Source organism: Trinickia fusca, from assembly GCF_003628145.1.
Classification (GTDB): domain Bacteria; phylum Pseudomonadota; class Gammaproteobacteria; order Burkholderiales; family Burkholderiaceae; genus Trinickia; species Trinickia fusca.
In genome coordinates, this window is the sequence record NZ_RBZV01000001.1 from 849,974 (window position 1) to 866,479 (window position 16,506).

The 16,506-nt window shown below is 65.2% G+C and carries 17 protein-coding genes; 7 read left to right on the top strand and 10 right to left on the bottom strand.

Going from position 1 to position 16,506, the window contains the following annotated elements; all coding sequences use genetic code 11:
* The first annotated feature begins 10 nt into the window (after nt 1-10).
* Together D7S89_RS03510 and D7S89_RS03515 are read left to right on the top strand one after the other, a co-directional pair.
* Nucleotides 11-841 carry an NRDE family protein gene (locus D7S89_RS03510; RefSeq protein ID WP_121275606.1) on the top strand — a complete coding sequence of 277 codons (831 nt, stop codon included), beginning with the start codon at nt 11-13 and terminating at the stop codon, nt 839-841.
* Nucleotides 842-984: 143 nt separating this feature from the next.
* The gene (locus D7S89_RS03515; protein ID WP_220702117.1) at nt 985-2,520 is read left to right on the top strand and encodes a serine hydrolase domain-containing protein; all 1,536 of its coding nucleotides are present in this window, start codon (nt 985-987) and stop codon (nt 2,518-2,520) included.
* Between the two features lie 4 nt (nt 2,521-2,524).
* Here D7S89_RS03515 and D7S89_RS03520 read toward each other — a convergent pair whose 3' ends face one another.
* From D7S89_RS03520 to D7S89_RS03560, 9 genes are all read right to left on the bottom strand, one after another.
* The gene (locus D7S89_RS03520; RefSeq protein WP_121276064.1) at nt 2,525-2,971 is read right to left on the bottom strand and encodes a GNAT family N-acetyltransferase; all 447 of its coding nucleotides are present in this window, start codon (nt 2,969-2,971) and stop codon (nt 2,525-2,527) included.
* A 32-nt stretch (nt 2,972-3,003) separates the two neighbouring features.
* On the bottom strand, nt 3,004-3,891 hold the full coding sequence (locus D7S89_RS03525) for an SDR family oxidoreductase (RefSeq protein ID WP_121275609.1): 888 nt from the start codon (nt 3,889-3,891) through the stop codon (nt 3,004-3,006).
* 89 nt (nt 3,892-3,980) lie between these two features.
* Nucleotides 3,981-4,979 carry an NADP-dependent oxidoreductase gene (locus D7S89_RS03530; RefSeq protein ID WP_121275611.1) on the bottom strand — a complete coding sequence of 333 codons (999 nt, stop codon included), beginning with the start codon at nt 4,977-4,979 and terminating at the stop codon, nt 3,981-3,983.
* Nucleotides 4,980-5,020: 41 nt separating this feature from the next.
* A complete protein-coding gene (locus D7S89_RS03535; RefSeq protein WP_121275613.1) occupies nt 5,021-5,509 on the bottom strand; it encodes a PaaI family thioesterase in 489 nt (162 codons plus the stop codon).
* 10 nt (nt 5,510-5,519) lie between these two features.
* Entirely contained in the window at nt 5,520-5,822 is a 303-nt protein-coding gene (locus D7S89_RS03540; RefSeq protein WP_121276065.1) for a Dabb family protein, read from the bottom strand.
* An 80-nt stretch (nt 5,823-5,902) separates the two neighbouring features.
* Entirely contained in the window at nt 5,903-7,081 is a 1,179-nt protein-coding gene (locus D7S89_RS03545; RefSeq protein ID WP_121275615.1) for an acetyl-CoA C-acyltransferase, read from the bottom strand.
* A gap of 90 nt (nt 7,082-7,171) precedes the next feature.
* Nucleotides 7,172-7,798 carry a bifunctional nicotinamidase/pyrazinamidase gene (gene pncA / locus D7S89_RS03550; protein WP_121275617.1) on the bottom strand — a complete coding sequence of 209 codons (627 nt, stop codon included), beginning with the start codon at nt 7,796-7,798 and terminating at the stop codon, nt 7,172-7,174.
* A 33-nt stretch (nt 7,799-7,831) separates the two neighbouring features.
* Nucleotides 7,832-9,928 carry a 3-hydroxyacyl-CoA dehydrogenase NAD-binding domain-containing protein gene (locus D7S89_RS03555; RefSeq protein WP_121275619.1) on the bottom strand — a complete coding sequence of 699 codons (2,097 nt, stop codon included), beginning with the start codon at nt 9,926-9,928 and terminating at the stop codon, nt 7,832-7,834.
* 194 nt (nt 9,929-10,122) lie between these two features.
* Entirely contained in the window at nt 10,123-11,778 is a 1,656-nt protein-coding gene (locus tag D7S89_RS03560) for a 3-(methylthio)propionyl-CoA ligase (protein WP_121275621.1), read from the bottom strand.
* 170 nt (nt 11,779-11,948) lie between these two features.
* Here D7S89_RS03560 and D7S89_RS03565 point away from each other — a divergent pair, with 170 nt between their 5' ends.
* The 5 genes from D7S89_RS03565 (at nt 11,949) to D7S89_RS03585 (ending at nt 15,955) form a co-directional block, all read left to right on the top strand.
* Nucleotides 11,949-13,505: a protein adenylyltransferase SelO gene (locus D7S89_RS03565; protein ID WP_121275623.1), complete on the top strand. Its 1,557-nt coding sequence runs from the start codon at nt 11,949-11,951 to the stop codon at nt 13,503-13,505.
* Nucleotides 13,506-13,642: 137 nt separating this feature from the next.
* Entirely contained in the window at nt 13,643-14,092 is a 450-nt protein-coding gene (msrB, locus tag D7S89_RS03570) for a peptide-methionine (R)-S-oxide reductase MsrB (RefSeq protein WP_121275625.1), read from the top strand.
* A 111-nt stretch (nt 14,093-14,203) separates the two neighbouring features.
* Nucleotides 14,204-14,734 carry a septation protein A gene (locus D7S89_RS03575; RefSeq protein WP_121275627.1) on the top strand — a complete coding sequence of 177 codons (531 nt, stop codon included), beginning with the start codon at nt 14,204-14,206 and terminating at the stop codon, nt 14,732-14,734.
* 4 nt (nt 14,735-14,738) lie between these two features.
* Nucleotides 14,739-15,068: a BolA family protein gene (locus tag D7S89_RS03580; protein WP_121275628.1), complete on the top strand. Its 330-nt coding sequence runs from the start codon at nt 14,739-14,741 to the stop codon at nt 15,066-15,068.
* Nucleotides 15,069-15,175: 107 nt separating this feature from the next.
* The gene (locus D7S89_RS03585) at nt 15,176-15,955 is read left to right on the top strand and encodes a peptidylprolyl isomerase (RefSeq protein ID WP_121275630.1); all 780 of its coding nucleotides are present in this window, start codon (nt 15,176-15,178) and stop codon (nt 15,953-15,955) included.
* A 101-nt stretch (nt 15,956-16,056) separates the two neighbouring features.
* Here the strand turns inward: D7S89_RS03585 and D7S89_RS03590 are convergent, their stop codons facing one another.
* A complete protein-coding gene (locus D7S89_RS03590) occupies nt 16,057-16,500 on the bottom strand; it encodes a DUF29 domain-containing protein (RefSeq protein ID WP_121275632.1) in 444 nt (147 codons plus the stop codon).
* Nucleotides 16,501-16,506 lie beyond the last annotated feature (6 nt).

Sequence of the window (16,506 nt, forward strand, 5' to 3'; positions counted from 1 at the left end):
GCGACTCAGCATGTGTCTGATCGTTTTCGACTGGCGGCCTGAAGCGGAAAACGGCCCGCTGTTCACGCTGGCCGCCAATCGCGACGAATATTTCAGCCGCGCGAGCGCGCCGCTGGCGTGGTGGTCCGATACGCCGAACGTGCTGGCCGGGCGCGATCTGGTCGGCGGCGGCACTTGGCTCGGCATCGCACGTGACGCGCGCTTTGCCGCGCTCACGAACTATCGCGCGCCGCACGAGATGCGCGCCGACGCGCCCACGCGCGGCACGCTCGTCGCCGATTTCATCAGGGAGCGCGCCTGCTCGCCGCTCGACTACCTCCAGCGTGTGGCCGAGCGCGGCGCGATCTACAACGGCTTCAACCTGATCGTCGGCGACTTCGCGCGCCGCGAGCTCGCGTGGTACTGCAATCGCGCGGGCACCGCCCCCACCCTGCTTGCACCGGGTACCCACGGCATCTCGAACGCAGTGCTCGACACGCCGTGGCCCAAACTCGTCCGCAAACGCGCGCAATTGGCCTCGCTCGTAGCTGGCGACGCCGCGCCCGCGCTCTCGACGCTCGTCGAGCTGATGCGCGATACGGAGATCGCCCCCGACGATGCGCTGCCCACCACGGGCATCCCGCTCGAGCGCGAACGCGCACTGTCGGCCGCGTTCATCGAGACGTCCCAGTACGGCACGCGCGGCACGACGGCGCTGCGCGTGAGTGTGCGGGACGCGCGGCTGGGCATCGAGATCGTCGAGCGCAGCGACGATGATGGCTCACATCGTCTCGCACGGCCTGGCCATCATGAGCGCGCCTACACGTTCGATGCCGAGCCTGCTGCCGCGCTGACGCGTTAGCCGTTTGCTGTCCGCCCAAGCTCACCCGGAAGCACAACGTTCAGCTCGCAGATAAGATCCTTCAAGCGGTAGCCGCGCATAGCACGTCGATTTTAGTGCTGCGGCGTGCGGCATCAGATTCCATTTAAAGGGCTACGATGGCGATGGATTGGAAGGCAGCGGGCGCAACGGCAACAGCCTGTACCGCCCAATGGGACTCGGTTGAATCTCCCGGTGGCGGCATCCTCGTCTTTGACGACAAGACGGTTCAGATAAGCACCTTCGGCGGTGGCGCCAATATCGAGTTCGGGGTTCCGTTTTCCGAAAAGACCGTGATTCGTCTTGCGTCCGTGACGAAACACGTGGTCGCCAGTCTCGCGATGAAACTGGTAGACGCCGGCCATCTGCGCCTCGACGCGCCGCTCAACGCTTACCTTCCGCAACTGCACGGCATTCCCGGCCATGTCACCGTGCGAGGCGCGCTGGATATGACCGGTGGGCTCGCGGACATGATCGACACGGCGTGGATGCTCGGCGTTCCACGAACCGCCTTGCTGGATCGTCGGCAAGTCCTCGATTTTCTGGCTTCCCTAGACGGCCTCAACTTCCCCTCTGGCAGCGAGTTTTCCTACTCGAATGCAGGTTATCGGCTCGTAGAGGCCGCCATGGAAGCTCAAGGCATTGCGTTGGGAGTCGGGCTACGCGAGCACTTGTTCGAGCCGTTGGGTGTGAGCATGGCGCTGCCGGATGACTACGCCGACGTTGTCCCCGGTCTCGCGCCCGGTTACTGGCACGGTTCACACGGCTGGCGTCACGGCATTTCCGGCATGCCGTACTCCGGCGCCGATGGACTCTGTGTGAGCACCGAGCAATGTGTCGCCTGGCTGCAAGCGTTACTCGCCAACCGCGGGCCGGCGGAGGGCCTGCTCGATCGTCTGTCTTCGATGGGCACGCTTTCGAATGGGCGAGCAACCGGAGTGGGATTCGGGCTCGCTCACAGTACGAATAGTGCGCAGCACTGCGTCGGGTTCGTCGGCGGCTTGCCCGGTTATCGCACCGCATTCCTGCTCGTCCCGAGCTTGAAGGTAGGTGTTCTCGGTGTCGCCAATCGGGAAGACGCGAATCCGGCCGCTCACGTGGAAGCGGTGCTCTCCAGTCTGTTGGGCAATACCGCGGACAACGTGAATCGCTCGCCGGTCGCGCTTCCCGACGGACGCTTCGTGGCCGCTGAAGGCCCAGACTGGCTCGAACTCAAGGCGGGCACGGCCACCTTCCTCGGTACGACGACCAATCTGCATCCTACCGAGGATGGGGGATTCGATAGTCGCGCTTTCTATGCACCGATGACGCTGCGACTCAGTGGTAACGAGATCGTCGGCGAAGTGGGACATCGGTTCAGACACTTCCGTTCCGTTGCGGCAGATGCATCACCTGTCGCGGCATGGGCCGGAACGTGGCGACATCCCACGCAAAATGCACTCTTTACTATCGACGTCCAGGATAAAGCGGCTTGGATTACGCTCGGCTCGGGTCCCACCATCGCATGCCATGCGCTCACCCCTCTCGACGCAAGGCGCGCCATTTTCGAGCGCACCGAGGGGCCACGTCAGCAGCGTGTTTGCCTTTGCTTCAGCGACGACTTCCGCTCCGTGCTGCTGGCAACGCAAAGAAGCCGCATATTGCGTTTCGATCGCTGTTGAGTGTTCAGGGCGTGTTCACGAGCACACGCCGCATCTCGATGTGTTCGATGCCGGCTTCGACGAAGATCTCGCCGACGGTCGTGAAGCCGTGCCGCAGATAGAACGGCACGACGTCGCAGCGCGCGTACAGCCTTACGCTACGCTCCCCGCGCTGCTGCGCGTAGGTGAGCAGTGTTTGCAACATGCGCGAGCCCACCCCGCCGCGCCGAGAATCAGTCAGCACTGCCAACCTTCCAATGGTGCCGCCAGGCAGCAGACGCGCGCTCGCCACGGCCCGGCGCTGCGCCCCCTCTTGACGATAGGCGACGACATGCAGCGCATCGAGGTCGGCGTCGTCCCATTCGAGCAGTGCCGTCACGTGCTGCTCGCGCACGAATACCGCATGGCGCACACTGGCCGCATCGGCGCCGAGCGTCGCCCAATCTCCCGCTTGCACGATCACGTCGCTCATCGCCGGGTCCTCGTCGAGTCGGATGCGCGCGGTCATGCCTCGCGCACCTCACTGTGTGAAGCCGTCGGCAATGGCGGCTCGGCCGACGGATCGCTGGGCGCGCGCAGCTGCTCGATGTCCTCGTGGCGCAAGCGTACGCTCGGCATGATGGCCGGATGCGTGACGACGTAAAAGCGCCCTTCGCGCACGGCCTCGAACGTCGCATCGGCGATGTCGGCCGCGTTCAAGCGGCCCGAACGCACGGCCTTGCGCAGCGCCTTGCCCGCGAGCAGTTGCGAAGCGGTCGGCGCCGCGTCATTGCGCCAGCGTGCGGGCCGGGCGCGCTCGGCCTCGGCGATGCCCGTCGGCACGAAGGCGGGGCACAGCAGCGAACAACCGATCGGTGCGCCGGCGTTGCGCAGATCGTGGTGCAGCGTCTCGGTCAATGAGACGACAGCGTGCTTCGACGCGTTGTAGATGCCCATCCCCGGCGGCGACAGCAGGCCCGCCACCGAGGCCGTGTTGACGATGTGCGCGGGCTCGTTCTGACGCAGCATGATCGGCGTGAACACGCGCACGCCATGTGCGACGCCCATCACGTTGACGCCGAACACCCACTCCCAGTCGTGCGCGCTCATCTCCCACAGAAAACCGCTTGCACCGACGCCTGCGTTGTTGAACAACAGATGCACCTTGCCGTAGGTCTCGAGCGCACGTTGGGCAAGCGCTTCGACGGATGCCGCGTCGGACACGTCGGTCGGTACGCCGATCGCGTCCGCGCCGGCCGCAACCAACGTCTCGACGACGGCTGCCAACGCGGCCGCATCGATATCGGCCAGCACGAGTTTCATGCCGAGCGCGGCGCCCTTGTCGGCGAACGCGCGGCCAAAACCGCTCGCCGCGCCCGTGATGACGGCGACCTTGCCTGCGAACTGCTCCATGTGTTTCTTCCTCGATCGATTCGGTGCCCGTGCCGTACCGGCCGCGGGTGCATGATGCGTAGCGTGCGCCGCCCGATGGCGGCAACCGGTCAAACGAGCTTCACGAGCTGCTTGCCGAAGTTCGCGCCTTTGAGCAGCCCCATCAGCGCTTCGGGCGCGCGTTCGAGCCCCTCGACGACGCTTTCGCGATAGTGCAGTTCGCCTTGCGCGACGAGCCCGCCGAGTTCCTTGAGCGCTGGCGGCCACGCCTCGGGGTGCTCGGAAATGATGAAGCCCTGCACGAGCAGCCGCATCGACAGAATGATCTGCGGATGCTTGAGCGGCACAGGCTGGTTGTCGTAGCCTGCGATCATGCCGCAGATTGCGATCCGGCCGAACGGATTCATGCGTGCAAGGGTCGCGTCGAGCACGGCCCCGCCGACGTTCTCGAAACAGCCGTCGACACCTTCGGGCGTCGCGTCCTTCAAGTCCTCGTAGAGACGGCCGGCCTTGTAGTCGACGCATGCGTCGAAACCCAGCGTCTCGACGACGTAACGACACTTCTCGGCGCCGCCCGCGATGCCGACGGCCCGACAACCGGCCAGCTTCGCCAGTTGGCCGACGACACTGCCCACGGCCCCGCTCGCCGCGCTGACGACGATCGTCTGTCCCGCCTGAGGCGCGACGATCTTGTTCAGGCCGTACCAGGCCGTGACGCCGGGCATGCCGAGGACGCCCAGATACGCCTGCAACGGCACCAGCTTGTCGTCGACTTTGCGCACGCCCACGCCGTCGGACGTACCGTACTCCTGCCAGCCGAAGAGACCCGTGACCTTGTCGCCGACCGCAAACTGCGGATGCAGCGACGCGACGACTTCACCGACCGTCGCACCGACCATCACCTCGTTCAGCGCGACGGGCGCCGCGTACGACTTCTCCTTGCCCATGCGTCCGCGCATGTACGGATCGACGGACAAGTAGTGATTGCGCACGAGAAACTGCCCGTCGACGAGCGGCTCGAGCGGTGTGCTCACGAGCTTGAAGTTCTCTGCGCAGATCGCGCCTTCCGGGCGCGAGGCGAGCAAGATCCGGCGGTTGTTCCGCGTCATCACGATTTCCTCTCAGGTTCTGGACGGCGCGTGCTTGCGCATCAGCCGTCACTGGGGCCGGGCTTGGCACCCGGCGCACGACGCTTGCGTTGCTCATGAACGTCTCGCCCGACGGCAAGCCGCCGCATGTACTTGAACGTGCCGAGTGCCTTGGCGACAAAGTGGCCCGCGCTGTCGCGCACCTCGCCTTCGCAATAGGCCATCGTGGTCGAGCGGTGCAGCACACGGCCGAACGCGCGCAACTCGCCGCGTCCGGGCTGCATGAAGTTCACTTTCATTTCGACGGTGACGACGCCGACGCCTTCGTCGGCCAGACTGCGCGCGGCGGTGGCCAGCGCGACGTCGGCCAACGTCATCGTGACGCCGCCGTGCGCGACCTGCCACGTGTTCAGGTGCGGCTCGGTCAGCGTCAGCGCGAGTTCGCTCGAGCCGTCGGCCGCCGCCACGAGCCGTACCCCCAGGTGATCGACGAACGGGCTTTCGAGCATCAGATCCTGCTCGGGCGGCTGAGGTGTAGTGCTATCGGACATCACGTGCTCGTCAGACTTCGTAGTCGACGCACTGGCGCGTCTCGCTGACCGCACCGATGAACTGCTTGACCGCTTCGTGCTGCGGGTGGACCTGATAGGCGTCGAGCGTAGCTTTGTCGGCGAAATCGGAGACGAGCACGGCGTCGTAGGTCGACACCAGACCCGCACCGGCAATGCCGACTTCAAGGTGCAGGATGCCGGGCATGATGTTGCGGCAGCCCTCCAGCTTCTCCTTCAGCTTCAGCGCATTCTCGGCGCGCGTGGCGCCTTCTGCCGTTTCCTTCAGTTTCCACATTACGATGTGTCGAATCAATCTGGACTCCTTCGTCTTCGTCGCCTGAATTGAGCGGTAGCGAGGGATGATACTCGCATCGCCGGCCCCCACAGCCGACGTCAAACCACCTCGAAGAGGCCGGCGGCGCCCTGCCCGCCGCCTACGCACATCGTCACGACGACGAACTTCGCCCCACGCCACTTGCCCTCGATCAAGGCATGCCCGGTCAGCCGCGCCCCCGACATGCCATACGGATGGCCAAGCGCAATGGCCCCGCCGTTCACATTGAGCCGTTCATCGGGAATGCCGAGCTGGTCGCGGCAGTAGATGACCTGCACGGCGAACGCTTCATTGAGCTCCCACAGGTCGATGTCGTCGATACGCAGGCCCTGTGCGCGCAGTAGCTTCGGCACGGCGCGCACGGGGCCGAGACCCATTTCGTCGGGTTCACAGCCTGCCACGGCGAAGCCGCGGAACAGGCCGAGCGGCTGCACGCCTTCGCGCTCGGCACGCGTCGCGCTCATGACGACGCAGGCCGATGCGCCGTCGGAAAGCTGGCTCGCATTGCCGGCCGCGATCGCACCGCCAGGCAGCGCGGGGCGGATCTTGGCGATGCCTTCGAGCGTCGTCTCGGGCCGCACGCCTTCGTCGGCCGCAAGCGTGACCCGTCTGCTCTCGATCCGCCCCGTCGTCGAGTCGACGACACCGGCAAGCACCGTGATCGGCACGATCTCATCGTCGAAACGACCGGCCGCCTGCGCCGCGCTCGCACGCTGCTGCGATGCCACGCCATACTCGTCCTGACGCTCACGCGCGATGCCGTAGCGCCCCGTCATCGTCTCTGCCGTACGCAGCATGGGCCAATACAGCGCGGGCGTGCGCGCGAGCAGCCAGCCTTCCTCGCTCATGTGCTGGTTCATTTCGTTCTGCACACACGAGATCGACTCGAGGCCGCCGGCGACGAAAACCTCGCCCTCGCCCGTCATCACGCGCTGCGCCGCCAGTGCGATGGCCTGCAGGCCCGACGAGCAGAAGCGGTTGACCGTCATGCCGGGCACCTGTGTCGGCAGGCCCGCACGCAGCGCGACCTGCCGCGCGATGTTGCTACCGGTTGCGCCCTCGGGCAGCGCGCAGCCCATCACGACGTCGTCGACGCGCGCGGGATCGATGCCGGCGCGCGCCAGCGCTTGCGCGACGACATGGCCACCCAGCGTCGCGCCATGCGTCATGTTCAGCGCACCGCGCCAAGCCTTGCCGATCGCGGTGCGCGCCGTCGATACGATTACGGCATCGGTCATTCATCGCTCCTTCGTCGAGTCGAAGAGAAAGAGAATCCGAATCGCCCGGCACGTTGGCCGCCACCGCCCACTTGCCGGGCATGGCCAACATCAAGCGAGCACGTCCCGGGACGACGCCCGCCGCACCCCTGCCTTCGACAACGCCTGCCAAGCCCGCTCAAGCGAGCCGTTCAGATCGATCGCGCGACTCGCGTCCTCGATGACGGCCGCTTCGAACCCGGCTGCCTGCGCATCGAGCGCACTCCAGGCCACGCAATAGTCGGTCGCCAGACCGCAGCACCAGACGCGTTGCACGCCCTGCTCGCGCAGGTAGCCCGCCAGCCCGGTGCGCGCGACGCGATCGGCTTCGACGAATGCCGAATAGCTGTCGATCTCGCGCCGGTAACCCTTGCGAATCACGAGCCGCGCGTGCGGCGCGACGAGATCCGAGTGCAACGCCGCGCCGCGCGTATCCTGCACGCAGTGCACAGGCCACAGCACCTGCTCGCCGTACGGCAGCGTAATCGTCCCGAATGGCGAGGCCCCCGCATGATTGGCCGCAAACGACACGTGATCGCGCGGATGCCAATCCTGCGTGAGCACGACATGCGAGAAGCCCTCGGCGAGCCGGTTCACGACCGGCAATACCTCGTCGCCGCGCGGCACGGCCAGCGCACCGCCAGGCATGAAGTCGTTCTGTACGTCGATGACAAGCAACACGTCGTTCGATGGTTTCACGGTATCACCTCCCTCACTGGGTTGGATGAACCTCTACCCCGTCAAGCGTGCGCCGCTCCTGGCCAGTTGCGCGATCAGCGGCGCGGGTTCCCATGCATCGCCGTTCACCTGCTCCGCATAGCGCGCAATCGCGCGTTCGACGTGATAGAGACCTACCGTATCAGCGTAGTACATCGGGCCGCCGCGCCATGCCGGAAAACCATAGCCGTCCAGATAGACGACGTCGATGTCCGAGGCCTTCGCCGCGATGCCTTCGGCCAGGATCTTGGCGCCTTCGTTGACCAACGCATAGACGAGCCGCTCGACGATTTCCTCGTCGCCGATCGCACGACGCGCGCTGCCGAGGCTCTTCGAATAGTCGACGATCATGGCCTCGACGAACGGCGAGCTCAGCGCCGCGCGCTCGCCGGGGCGATAGTCGTACCAGCCGGCGCCCGTCTTCTGGCCGAAGCGGCCGGCCTCGCACAACCGGTCGGCCACGCGCGGGTAATGAAGCTGCGGCGCCTCGCTATAGCGGCGTTTGCGGATCGCCCAACTGATGTCGTTGCCGGCCAGATCGCTCATCCTGAACGGCCCCATCGCAAAGCCGAAGCGCTCGATCGCGCGGTCGATCTGCGCGGGCAGCGCCCCTTCCTCGAGCATGAATAGCGATTGGCGAAAGTATTGCTCGATCATGCGGTTGCCGATGAAGCCGTCGCACACGCCCGAGACGACGGCCGTCTTGCCGATCTTCCTCGCCATGCGCATGACGGTGGCCAGCACGTCCTTGGCCGTTTTCTCGCCGCGCACCACTTCGAGCAGCTTCATGACGTTCGCGGGACTGAAGAAATGCAGCCCGACCACGTCGGCAGGCCGCGACGTGAAGGCGGCGATGCGATTCAGATCGAGTGTCGACGTGTTCGAAGCCAGGATCGCGCCAGGCTTGGCGATCGCATCGATACGGCTGAACACCTGCTCCTTCACACCGAGTTCTTCGAACACGGCTTCGATCACGAGATCGGCCTCGGCGATCGCGTCGTACGTCAGCGTCGGCGCGATCAAGGCCATGCGCTGGTCGCGCGCCGCTTCGGTCAGCTTGCCTTTCTTGACGCTCGCATCGTAGTTGCGGGCAATCGTAGCGAGACCGCGCTCGAGCGCTTCGCCACTCGTCTCGACCAGCGTCACCGGCAATCCCGCGTTGACGAAGCTCATCGCGATGCCGCCGCCCATCGTGCCCGCACCGATCACGGCCACGCGGCGAATCTCGCGCACGGGCGTCTCAGGCGGGACGTCGGCGATCTTGTTCGCTGCGCGCTCGGCAAAAAACGCATGGCGCAACGCGCCGCTTTCGGGCGTCTGCATGAGCGCGAAGAAGCCTTCGCGTTCGTGGGCCAGCCCGGCGTCGACACCGTGCAGCACGCCGTACTCGATCGCGTCGATGCACTTGCCCGGCGCAGGCAGATGTTTGGCCGTTGCGGCCACCTGGTTGCGCGCGAACTGCAGGAAGCCCGCGGCATTGTCATGCTCGATCGGACGGTCGCGGACAAGCGGATGGGACTGGCCCTGGCTCGCGCCCCGCTCGGCCGCTTCGCGCGCGAACGCAATCGCAGCCGTCAGCGGGTCAGCATCGACCACGCGCGCAAAGAGGCCCGATTCGGCGAGCTCGCCGGCCGTCATCGTCGCGCCCGTCACGATCATGTTCAGCGCCGTCTCGAGGCCGGCCGCGCGCGGAAGCCGCTGCGTACCACCGGCGCCCGGCAGCAACCCCAGCTTGACCTCCGGCAGTCCGACGCGAGTGCCACGCGAGGCCACACGATAATGCGCGCCCAGCGAAAGTTCGAGTCCACCGCCCATCGTGAGCCCGTCGAGCGCGACCACCACAGGCTTGGCACTGCGCTCGAGCAGATCGATGAGGCTCCAGAGCGTCGGCTCGCGCATCGCTTCGCGCGTGCCGAATTCGGTGATGTCGGCTCCGCCCGAGAACAAACCGCCGGCGCCTGTCAGCACGATCGCGACGACCGCCGCATCGCGCGTAGCTTGATCAAGCGCATCGGCGAGGCCGCGGCGCGTCTCGAAGCCAAGACTGTTGACGGGAGGATTATCCAGCGTGACGACGGCGACGCCGTCGCGGATCGTGTAGTCCACTGCCATCGGGGGGCCTCCATGTCTGTCGCAGGCGGCGGGATGGCCTGCGGATCGGTAGGTGCGGTCAATGCCGCTGGTTTGCGGGCAAGCATACACAGAAAAGAACGATCGTGCATTTTTAATCGGACGCGTGCGCCGATCGTCCTCGCTTCACTAGACTTGCTGCCGGCACCTGATCGCGTCGGTTGCGCCGATGCTGATCACACGTTGGTCGCGCCTTCCTGCACGCTAGACAGCACATGCCCGCGGAACATGTCGCGCAGCTTGACCTTCAGCAGCTTGCCCGTGGCTGTATGCGGCAGCTCGTCGACGAATACGACATCGTCGGGAATCCACCACTTCCCGACCTTGCCCTCGTAGAACGCGAGCAAGGCCTCGCGCGTCAGCGCCAGGCCCGTCGGCCGCCTGACGACGACCAGCAGCGGACGCTCGCCCCACTTCGGATGCGGGCACGCGATGCAGGCCGCTTCGGCGACATCGGGATGCGCGACCGCGACGTTCTCGACGTCGCTCGAGCTGATCCATTCGCCGCCCGACTTGATCACGTCCTTGCTGCGATCGGTGATCTGCAGGAAGCCGTCGCGGTCGATCGTCGCGACATCGCCGGTCGGGAACCAGCCGTCGACGAGCGGCGAGTCGGTGCCCTCGAAGTAACGCTCGATGACCCACGGGCCGCGCACGTACAAATCGCCGAACGCGACGCCGTCGTGCGGCAACTCGCGCCCGTCGGAGCCGACGATCTTCATCTCGACGCCGAACACGGCGGTGCCCTGCTTATCGAGCAGTCGGCGGCGCTCCTCGAGCGGCCGCTGCATCTGCTCCCAATTGAGGCGCGCCAGCGTGCCAAGCGGCGACATTTCCGTCATGCCCCACGCATGAATGGTGCGCACGCCATACTCCTCCTCGAACTCGCGCAGCATCGAAGGCGGACAGCACGAGCCGCCGATCACGGTGCGCTCGAGCGAAGTGAAGCGCGCGCCGATCGAGCGCACATGCGCGAGCAACCCCATCCAGACCGTCGGTACGCCGGCCGAGTACGTCACGCGTTCGGCCTCCATGAGGTCGAACAGCGATTTGCCGTCGAGGTCCTTGCCGGGGAACACGAGCTTGGCGCCCGCCATCGGCGCGGCATGCGGAATGCCCCACGCGTTGACATGGAACATCGGCACGACGGGCAGTACCGAGTCGCGTGCGGACAAACCCATCGCGTCGGGCATCGCGGCCGCGTAGGCATGCAGAACGACCGAGCGATGCGAATAGAGTGCGCCCTTCGGGTTGCCCGTCGTGCCCGACGTGTAGCACAGGTACGAGGCGAGGCGCTCGTCGAGGATCGGCCATTCGAAGTCGCCGTCCTCGGCCGCGAGCAGCATCTCGTAGCCGAGCAGCGGCGCGTCGATCGACGGCATATGCACATCGTCGGCCAGCGCGATCCAGGCCTTCACGTTCGGGCAGTGCGGCGCGAGCGCGGCGACGAGCGGCGCGAACGTCGTGTCGAACAGGACGTAGCGATCGTCGGCGTGATTGATGATGTAGGTGATCTGCTCGGGAAACAGACGCGGATTGATCGTGTGGCAGACGGCGCCAAAGCCCGTCGTGCCGTAGTACGCCTCGAGATGCCGGTAGCCGTTCCAGGCCAGCGTGGCGATGCGCTCGCCGGCCTGCACGCCACGCCGGATCAGGGCTTGCGCGAGTTGCCGGGCTCGCCGCTCGCAGTCGCGATAGGTGTAGCGATGGATGTCGCCCTCGATGCGCCGCGACACGATTTCCGTATCGCCCGCAGAGCGTGCGGCGTGCGTGAGCAGCATCGACACGTTAAGCGGCATATCCATCATCTGGCCCAGCAACGGCTTGCTCATAGCGGCAGTCTCCAGTCTTTGTTCGAAGTCTCTGTGCTCAAGGGAACCATGCATGCTCGTCCCGTATGGAAACAGAGGCGGCCCTTGTAGGCAAGTCCCATGCCCGACGGAGCCGACTACGCACCATCGAGCAGCGCCTTACAATATCGGGAAATCCCGAGGCTTCCGACATGTCGTCTTCCCCCAGCATCACCGAGCTTTCCGAGCCCATGCGCGCCGTCGGCGCATCGCTCGGCATCGAACGCACAAGCTCGTTCGCACGGCTCGGCTGTGCGTTCCATACGCGCCAGCCGGCCGCTCCGCTGCCCGCCCCCTATCTCGTTGGCTTCTCCTTCGACGCCGCCGAACTGGTCGGCCTCGATCCGGCCATCGCCCGCGAGCCGGGCTTCGGCGAATTCTTCTGCGGCAACACGACGCCCGAATGGCCGCGCAACGCGCTGCCGTACGCGTCTGTCTATTCAGGACATCAATTCGGCGTCTGGGCCGGCCAGCTCGGCGACGGCCGCGCGCTGTCGCTCGGCGAACTCGAGCATGCGGGCCAGCGCTACGAGCTTCAATTGAAAGGCAGCGGCCGCACGCCCTACTCGCGCATGGGCGACGGCCGCGCCGTGCTGCGCTCATCGATTCGCGAATTCCTCTGCTCGGAGGCGATGCACCATCTCGGCATTCCGACCACGCGCGCGCTATGCGTGGTCGGTTCGGACCAGCCCGTGCGCCGCGAGGAGATCGAAACAGCGGCCGTCGTCACGCGCGTCGCGCCGAGCTTCGTCCGCTTCGGCCACTTCGAGCATTTCTTCGCCAACGACCGCACCGACGAGTTGCGCGCGCTGGCCGACCACGTGATCGAGCGCTTTTACGCGCACTGCCGCGAGGCCGACGACCCGTACCTCGCGCTGCTCGACGAAGTCGTCGGGCGCACGGCCGAGCTCGTTGCGCAATGGCAGGCGGTCGGCTTCTGTCATGGCGTGATGAACACGGACAACATGTCGATCCTCGGTGTCACGATCGACTACGGGCCGTTCGGCTTTCTCGACGCGTTCGACGCCAGCCACATCTGCAATCACTCCGATACGCAAGGCCGCTACGCCTATCGCATGCAGCCGCAGATCGCGTACTGGAACTGCTTCTGCCTCGCCCAAGCGCTGCTGCCGCTGATCGGCTTGCGCTATGACGAGGCGGTACGTGCCGAACGCGCGGTCGCCGATGCGCAGGGCGTGCTCGAACACTTCAAACCGCGCTTTGCGCCCGCGCTCGAGCGCCGTCTGCGTGACAAGCTCGGCCTCGCGCACGCCGAACCCGGCGATGACGCGCTCGTCGACCGGCTGCTCGAGCTCATGCATCAGAGCCGCGCCGACTTCACGCTGACGTTCCGTCGGCTCGCGCTGTTGTCCAAACATGACGCGAGCGGCGACTCGGCCGTCCGCGACATGTTCATCGACCGCGACGCCTTCGACGGCTGGGCCGCCCAATACCGGGCGCGGCTCGCGAACGAAGCGTGGGACGATGCGGCCCGCCGCGAGGCGATGAACCGTGTGAACCCCAAATACGTCTTACGTAATCACCTGGCCGAGACGGCGATCTTGCGCGCGAAGGAGAAGGATTTTTCGGAGGTGGAGCGGCTCGCTGCCGTCCTGCGCCGGCCGTTCGACGAACAGCCCGAGTACGAGCAATACGCGGCGCTGCCACCCGAGTGGGCCAGCTCGCTCGAAGTCAGTTGCTCGTCGTAACGGCTCGGCATCCGGCGGCGCCGCGCGCACGTATATAGCGAACCGCCCGGGCAATCCATGCGCCGCATGCGCGTTGCGTGCGGGCGCGAACAACCAGGCGCCGGCAGGCTGGCGCCGCTTGACGGAGACACATCGAAATGAATCGTCGTACCGATCCAAACGATCCCAACGATCCGAGCGATGCGCCGCACGATGCGTACCCGGTCCAAAAGACCGACGACGCGTGGCGCGGCCAGTTGTCCGACATCGAATACGAAGTGACGCGCCATGCGGCGACCGAGCGTCCGTTCACGGGCCGCTACTGGGATCACTGGGAAGGCGGCATCTACGATTGCGTGTGCTGCGGCACGCCCCTGTTCGAATCGGCGACGAAGTTCGACGCCGGCTGCGGCTGGCCCAGCTACTTCAAGCCCATCAACGGCGAGGTCATCGAAGAGCTGACCGACCGCTCGCACGGCATGCTGCGCATCGAAGTGCGCTGCAAGCAATGCGGCGCCCATCTGGGCCATGTGTTCGAAGATGGCCCGGCGCCCACGGGCCTGCGTTACTGCATCAATTCGGCTGCGCTACAATTCGAGCCCAAGTAACGTGGCATCGCCCGTCGCTCAAGCGACGGGCCGCCCGCTTGGGTTGCTCCTCGCACGCCGGCGGCAAGCGCGCCACGCCTTCTCACGCTTACCCGACGCTCTCGGCCACACATGAAATTTCTGTTCGATCTGTTCCCGATCATCCTGTTTTTCGTCGCGTTCAAGCTGTGGGGCATCTTCACGGCGACGGGCGTCGCCATTGCCGCCACGCTCGTGCAAGTCGCCTGGGTCGCGTTCCGGCATCGCAAGGTCGACACGATGCTGTGGGTCAGCCTAATCGTGATCGTCGTGTTCGGCGGTGCGACGCTCGTGTTGCATGACCAGAAGTTCATCCAGTGGAAGCCGACGGCGCTCTACTGGCTGTTCGCCGTCGGCCTGCTGACGGCGCGCTACGCACTGCGCAAGAACCTCATCGAAAAGATGATGGGCAAGCAATTGACGCTGCCCACGAACGTCTGGGACAAGCTCAACGTCGCCTGGGCGCTCTTCTTCGTCGTGCTCGGCTTCGCGAACCTGTACGTGGTCGGCAACTTCACGCAGGCGCAGTGGGTCAACTTCAAGCTGTTCGGCACGACGGGCGCGATGCTCGTATTCATCGTCGCGCAAAGCCTGTGGCTCGCGAAGTATCTGAAGGAGGAGTAACGCGATGAGCGATGTTTCGTCAGTCTCCGCCTTCGTCAATGCGTCTCCCGCCGAGCGCATCGCGTTCATCGAAGCACGGCTGCACGCGGCACTCTCGCCCGTCTCGCTGGCCGTGCGCGACGACAGTGCCCTTCACGCCGGTCATGCCGGCGCCGCCGCGGGTGGCCACTATCACGCATTGATCGTCTCGGCCGCCTTTGCTGGCAAAGCGCGCGTGGCACGGCACCGCCTGGTGTATGATGCGCTGGCCGACGTGATGCAACGCGGGATTCACGCGCTGGCGATCACGGCTTATACCCCCGAGGAATTTGCCCAGTCGCCGGACGCCCGATGAACGACGCGTCGAGCGACGTCTTTTGCACGCCCCGCTTTTCGAGAGAGCGGAAAACGCGGGGGCGAACCTCCACGAATCTTTTTCGATAGGACCGTTAGGAACTTCCGATGAGCCATAACAAAACTCGCCTCTGGGTGATGCTTGCCGCTTTCGCAGCCGCCCCGGCTTTCGCGCAGAACGTTGCTGTCGTCAATGGCACCGCCATTCCGAAGTCGCGCGCCGACGCGCTCGTCAGCCAAATCGTGAAGCAAGGTCAGGCCGACACGCCGCAACTGCGTCAGAACGTGCGCGATGAGCTCATCAATCGCGAGATCCTGATGCAGGAAGCCACGCGTGAAGGCATCCCGGCTCGCGCCGATGTGAAGGCGCAAATCGCCGTCGCACAGCAGTCCGTCGTGCTGCATGCGCTCATCGAAGACTTCGTGAAGAAGAACACGCCGAGCGATGCCGAAGTGAAGGCCCGCTACGACGAGCTCGTCAAGCAGACGGCCGGCAAGGAACTGCACCTGCACCACATCCTCGTCGACAACGAACAGCAAGCCAAGGATCTGATCGCCAAGATCAAGGGTGGCGCGAAGTTCGAGGACCTGGCCAAGCAGTTCTCGAAGGACCCGGGTTCGGGCAAGAACGGTGGTGACCTCGACTGGTCGAACCCGCAAGCCTACGTGCCTGAGTTCGCGGCCGCCGCGAACAAGCTGCAGAAAGGCCAGATGACTGACACGCCGATCAAGACGCAGTTCGGCTGGCACATCATCCGCCTCGATGATACGCGTCCGGTTACGCCGCCGCCGCTCGAGCAGGTCAAGCAGCAAATCGTGCAGCAGATCCAGCAGCAAAAGCTGCAAGCGTTCGAGGAAAGCCTGCGCGCGAAGGCGAAGATCGAGTAATGACTCGGTTTTTCTGAATCGCAGATATGACAATGCCGCCCTTGGGCGGCATTGTTGTTTGTGAGGCGGCTTACCGAACGACGTGTCCGATGGGTATACCGCTATCGGGCAGTCGGAAAGAAGCCTTGATCGAGTACCTGTTCAGGCGGCCAAGGACAGGTTTCGGGGAATTGCACGTAGGACGAACCGGTCTCCTTCGAAGCCGCTTCAACCGCATCATCCCATGCATCGGCCCACCAATCGGCATCGGATAACGATGCCTTCAGGCTCGGTGTTTTCCGAATGCGCCGCTCGATGCTGTTCCTCTGCGTATGAATGGTCGCTTCCCAGCTTGCGCCCTGGCGCTCTGGCTGAAACTGCCACTTCAAAAGATGGGAAAGGAGGACGGCCATACGGTTCGCCAGTTCACGCTGCTCGCTCTTACCCACGTCCTCGATTTCCTCCGCGATATGCTCGATGTCGAGCGCGGAGAACTTTCCAGCACGCAAGAGCGCGGCTTGCTCGTGAGCCCAAGCGACCACGTCATGTTCGTATTCCGTTCCCATGCAGCA

Excerpts from the sequence above, each read along its gene's own strand:
- D7S89_RS03565 (WP_121275623.1), top strand. The coding sequence starts at position 11,949 with ATGTCGTCTTCCCCCAGCATCACCGAGCTTTCCGAGCCCATGCGCGCC.
- D7S89_RS03590 (WP_121275632.1), bottom strand. The coding sequence starts at position 16,500 with ATGGGAACGGAATACGAACATGACGTGGTCGCTTGGGCTCACGAGCAA.
- D7S89_RS03525 (WP_121275609.1), bottom strand. The coding sequence starts at position 3,891 with ATGGAGCAGTTCGCAGGCAAGGTCGCCGTCATCACGGGCGCGGCGAGC.
- D7S89_RS03580 (WP_121275628.1), top strand. The coding sequence starts at position 14,739 with ATGAGCGATGTTTCGTCAGTCTCCGCCTTCGTCAATGCGTCTCCCGCC.
- D7S89_RS03575 (WP_121275627.1), top strand. The coding sequence starts at position 14,204 with ATGAAATTTCTGTTCGATCTGTTCCCGATCATCCTGTTTTTCGTCGCG.
- D7S89_RS03510 (WP_121275606.1), top strand. The coding sequence starts at position 11 with ATGTGTCTGATCGTTTTCGACTGGCGGCCTGAAGCGGAAAACGGCCCG.
- D7S89_RS03520 (WP_121276064.1), bottom strand. The coding sequence starts at position 2,971 with ATGAGCGACGTGATCGTGCAAGCGGGAGATTGGGCGACGCTCGGCGCC.
- D7S89_RS03560 (WP_121275621.1), bottom strand. The coding sequence starts at position 11,778 with ATGAGCAAGCCGTTGCTGGGCCAGATGATGGATATGCCGCTTAACGTG.
- D7S89_RS03555 (WP_121275619.1), bottom strand. The coding sequence starts at position 9,928 with ATGGCAGTGGACTACACGATCCGCGACGGCGTCGCCGTCGTCACGCTG.
- D7S89_RS03535 (WP_121275613.1), bottom strand. The coding sequence starts at position 5,509 with ATGTCCGATAGCACTACACCTCAGCCGCCCGAGCAGGATCTGATGCTC.
- msrB (WP_121275625.1), top strand. The coding sequence starts at position 13,643 with ATGAATCGTCGTACCGATCCAAACGATCCCAACGATCCGAGCGATGCG.
- D7S89_RS03515 (WP_220702117.1), top strand. The coding sequence starts at position 985 with ATGGATTGGAAGGCAGCGGGCGCAACGGCAACAGCCTGTACCGCCCAA.
- D7S89_RS03545 (WP_121275615.1), bottom strand. The coding sequence starts at position 7,081 with ATGACCGATGCCGTAATCGTATCGACGGCGCGCACCGCGATCGGCAAG.
- D7S89_RS03585 (WP_121275630.1), top strand. The coding sequence starts at position 15,176 with ATGAGCCATAACAAAACTCGCCTCTGGGTGATGCTTGCCGCTTTCGCA.
- D7S89_RS03530 (WP_121275611.1), bottom strand. The coding sequence starts at position 4,979 with ATGACGCGGAACAACCGCCGGATCTTGCTCGCCTCGCGCCCGGAAGGC.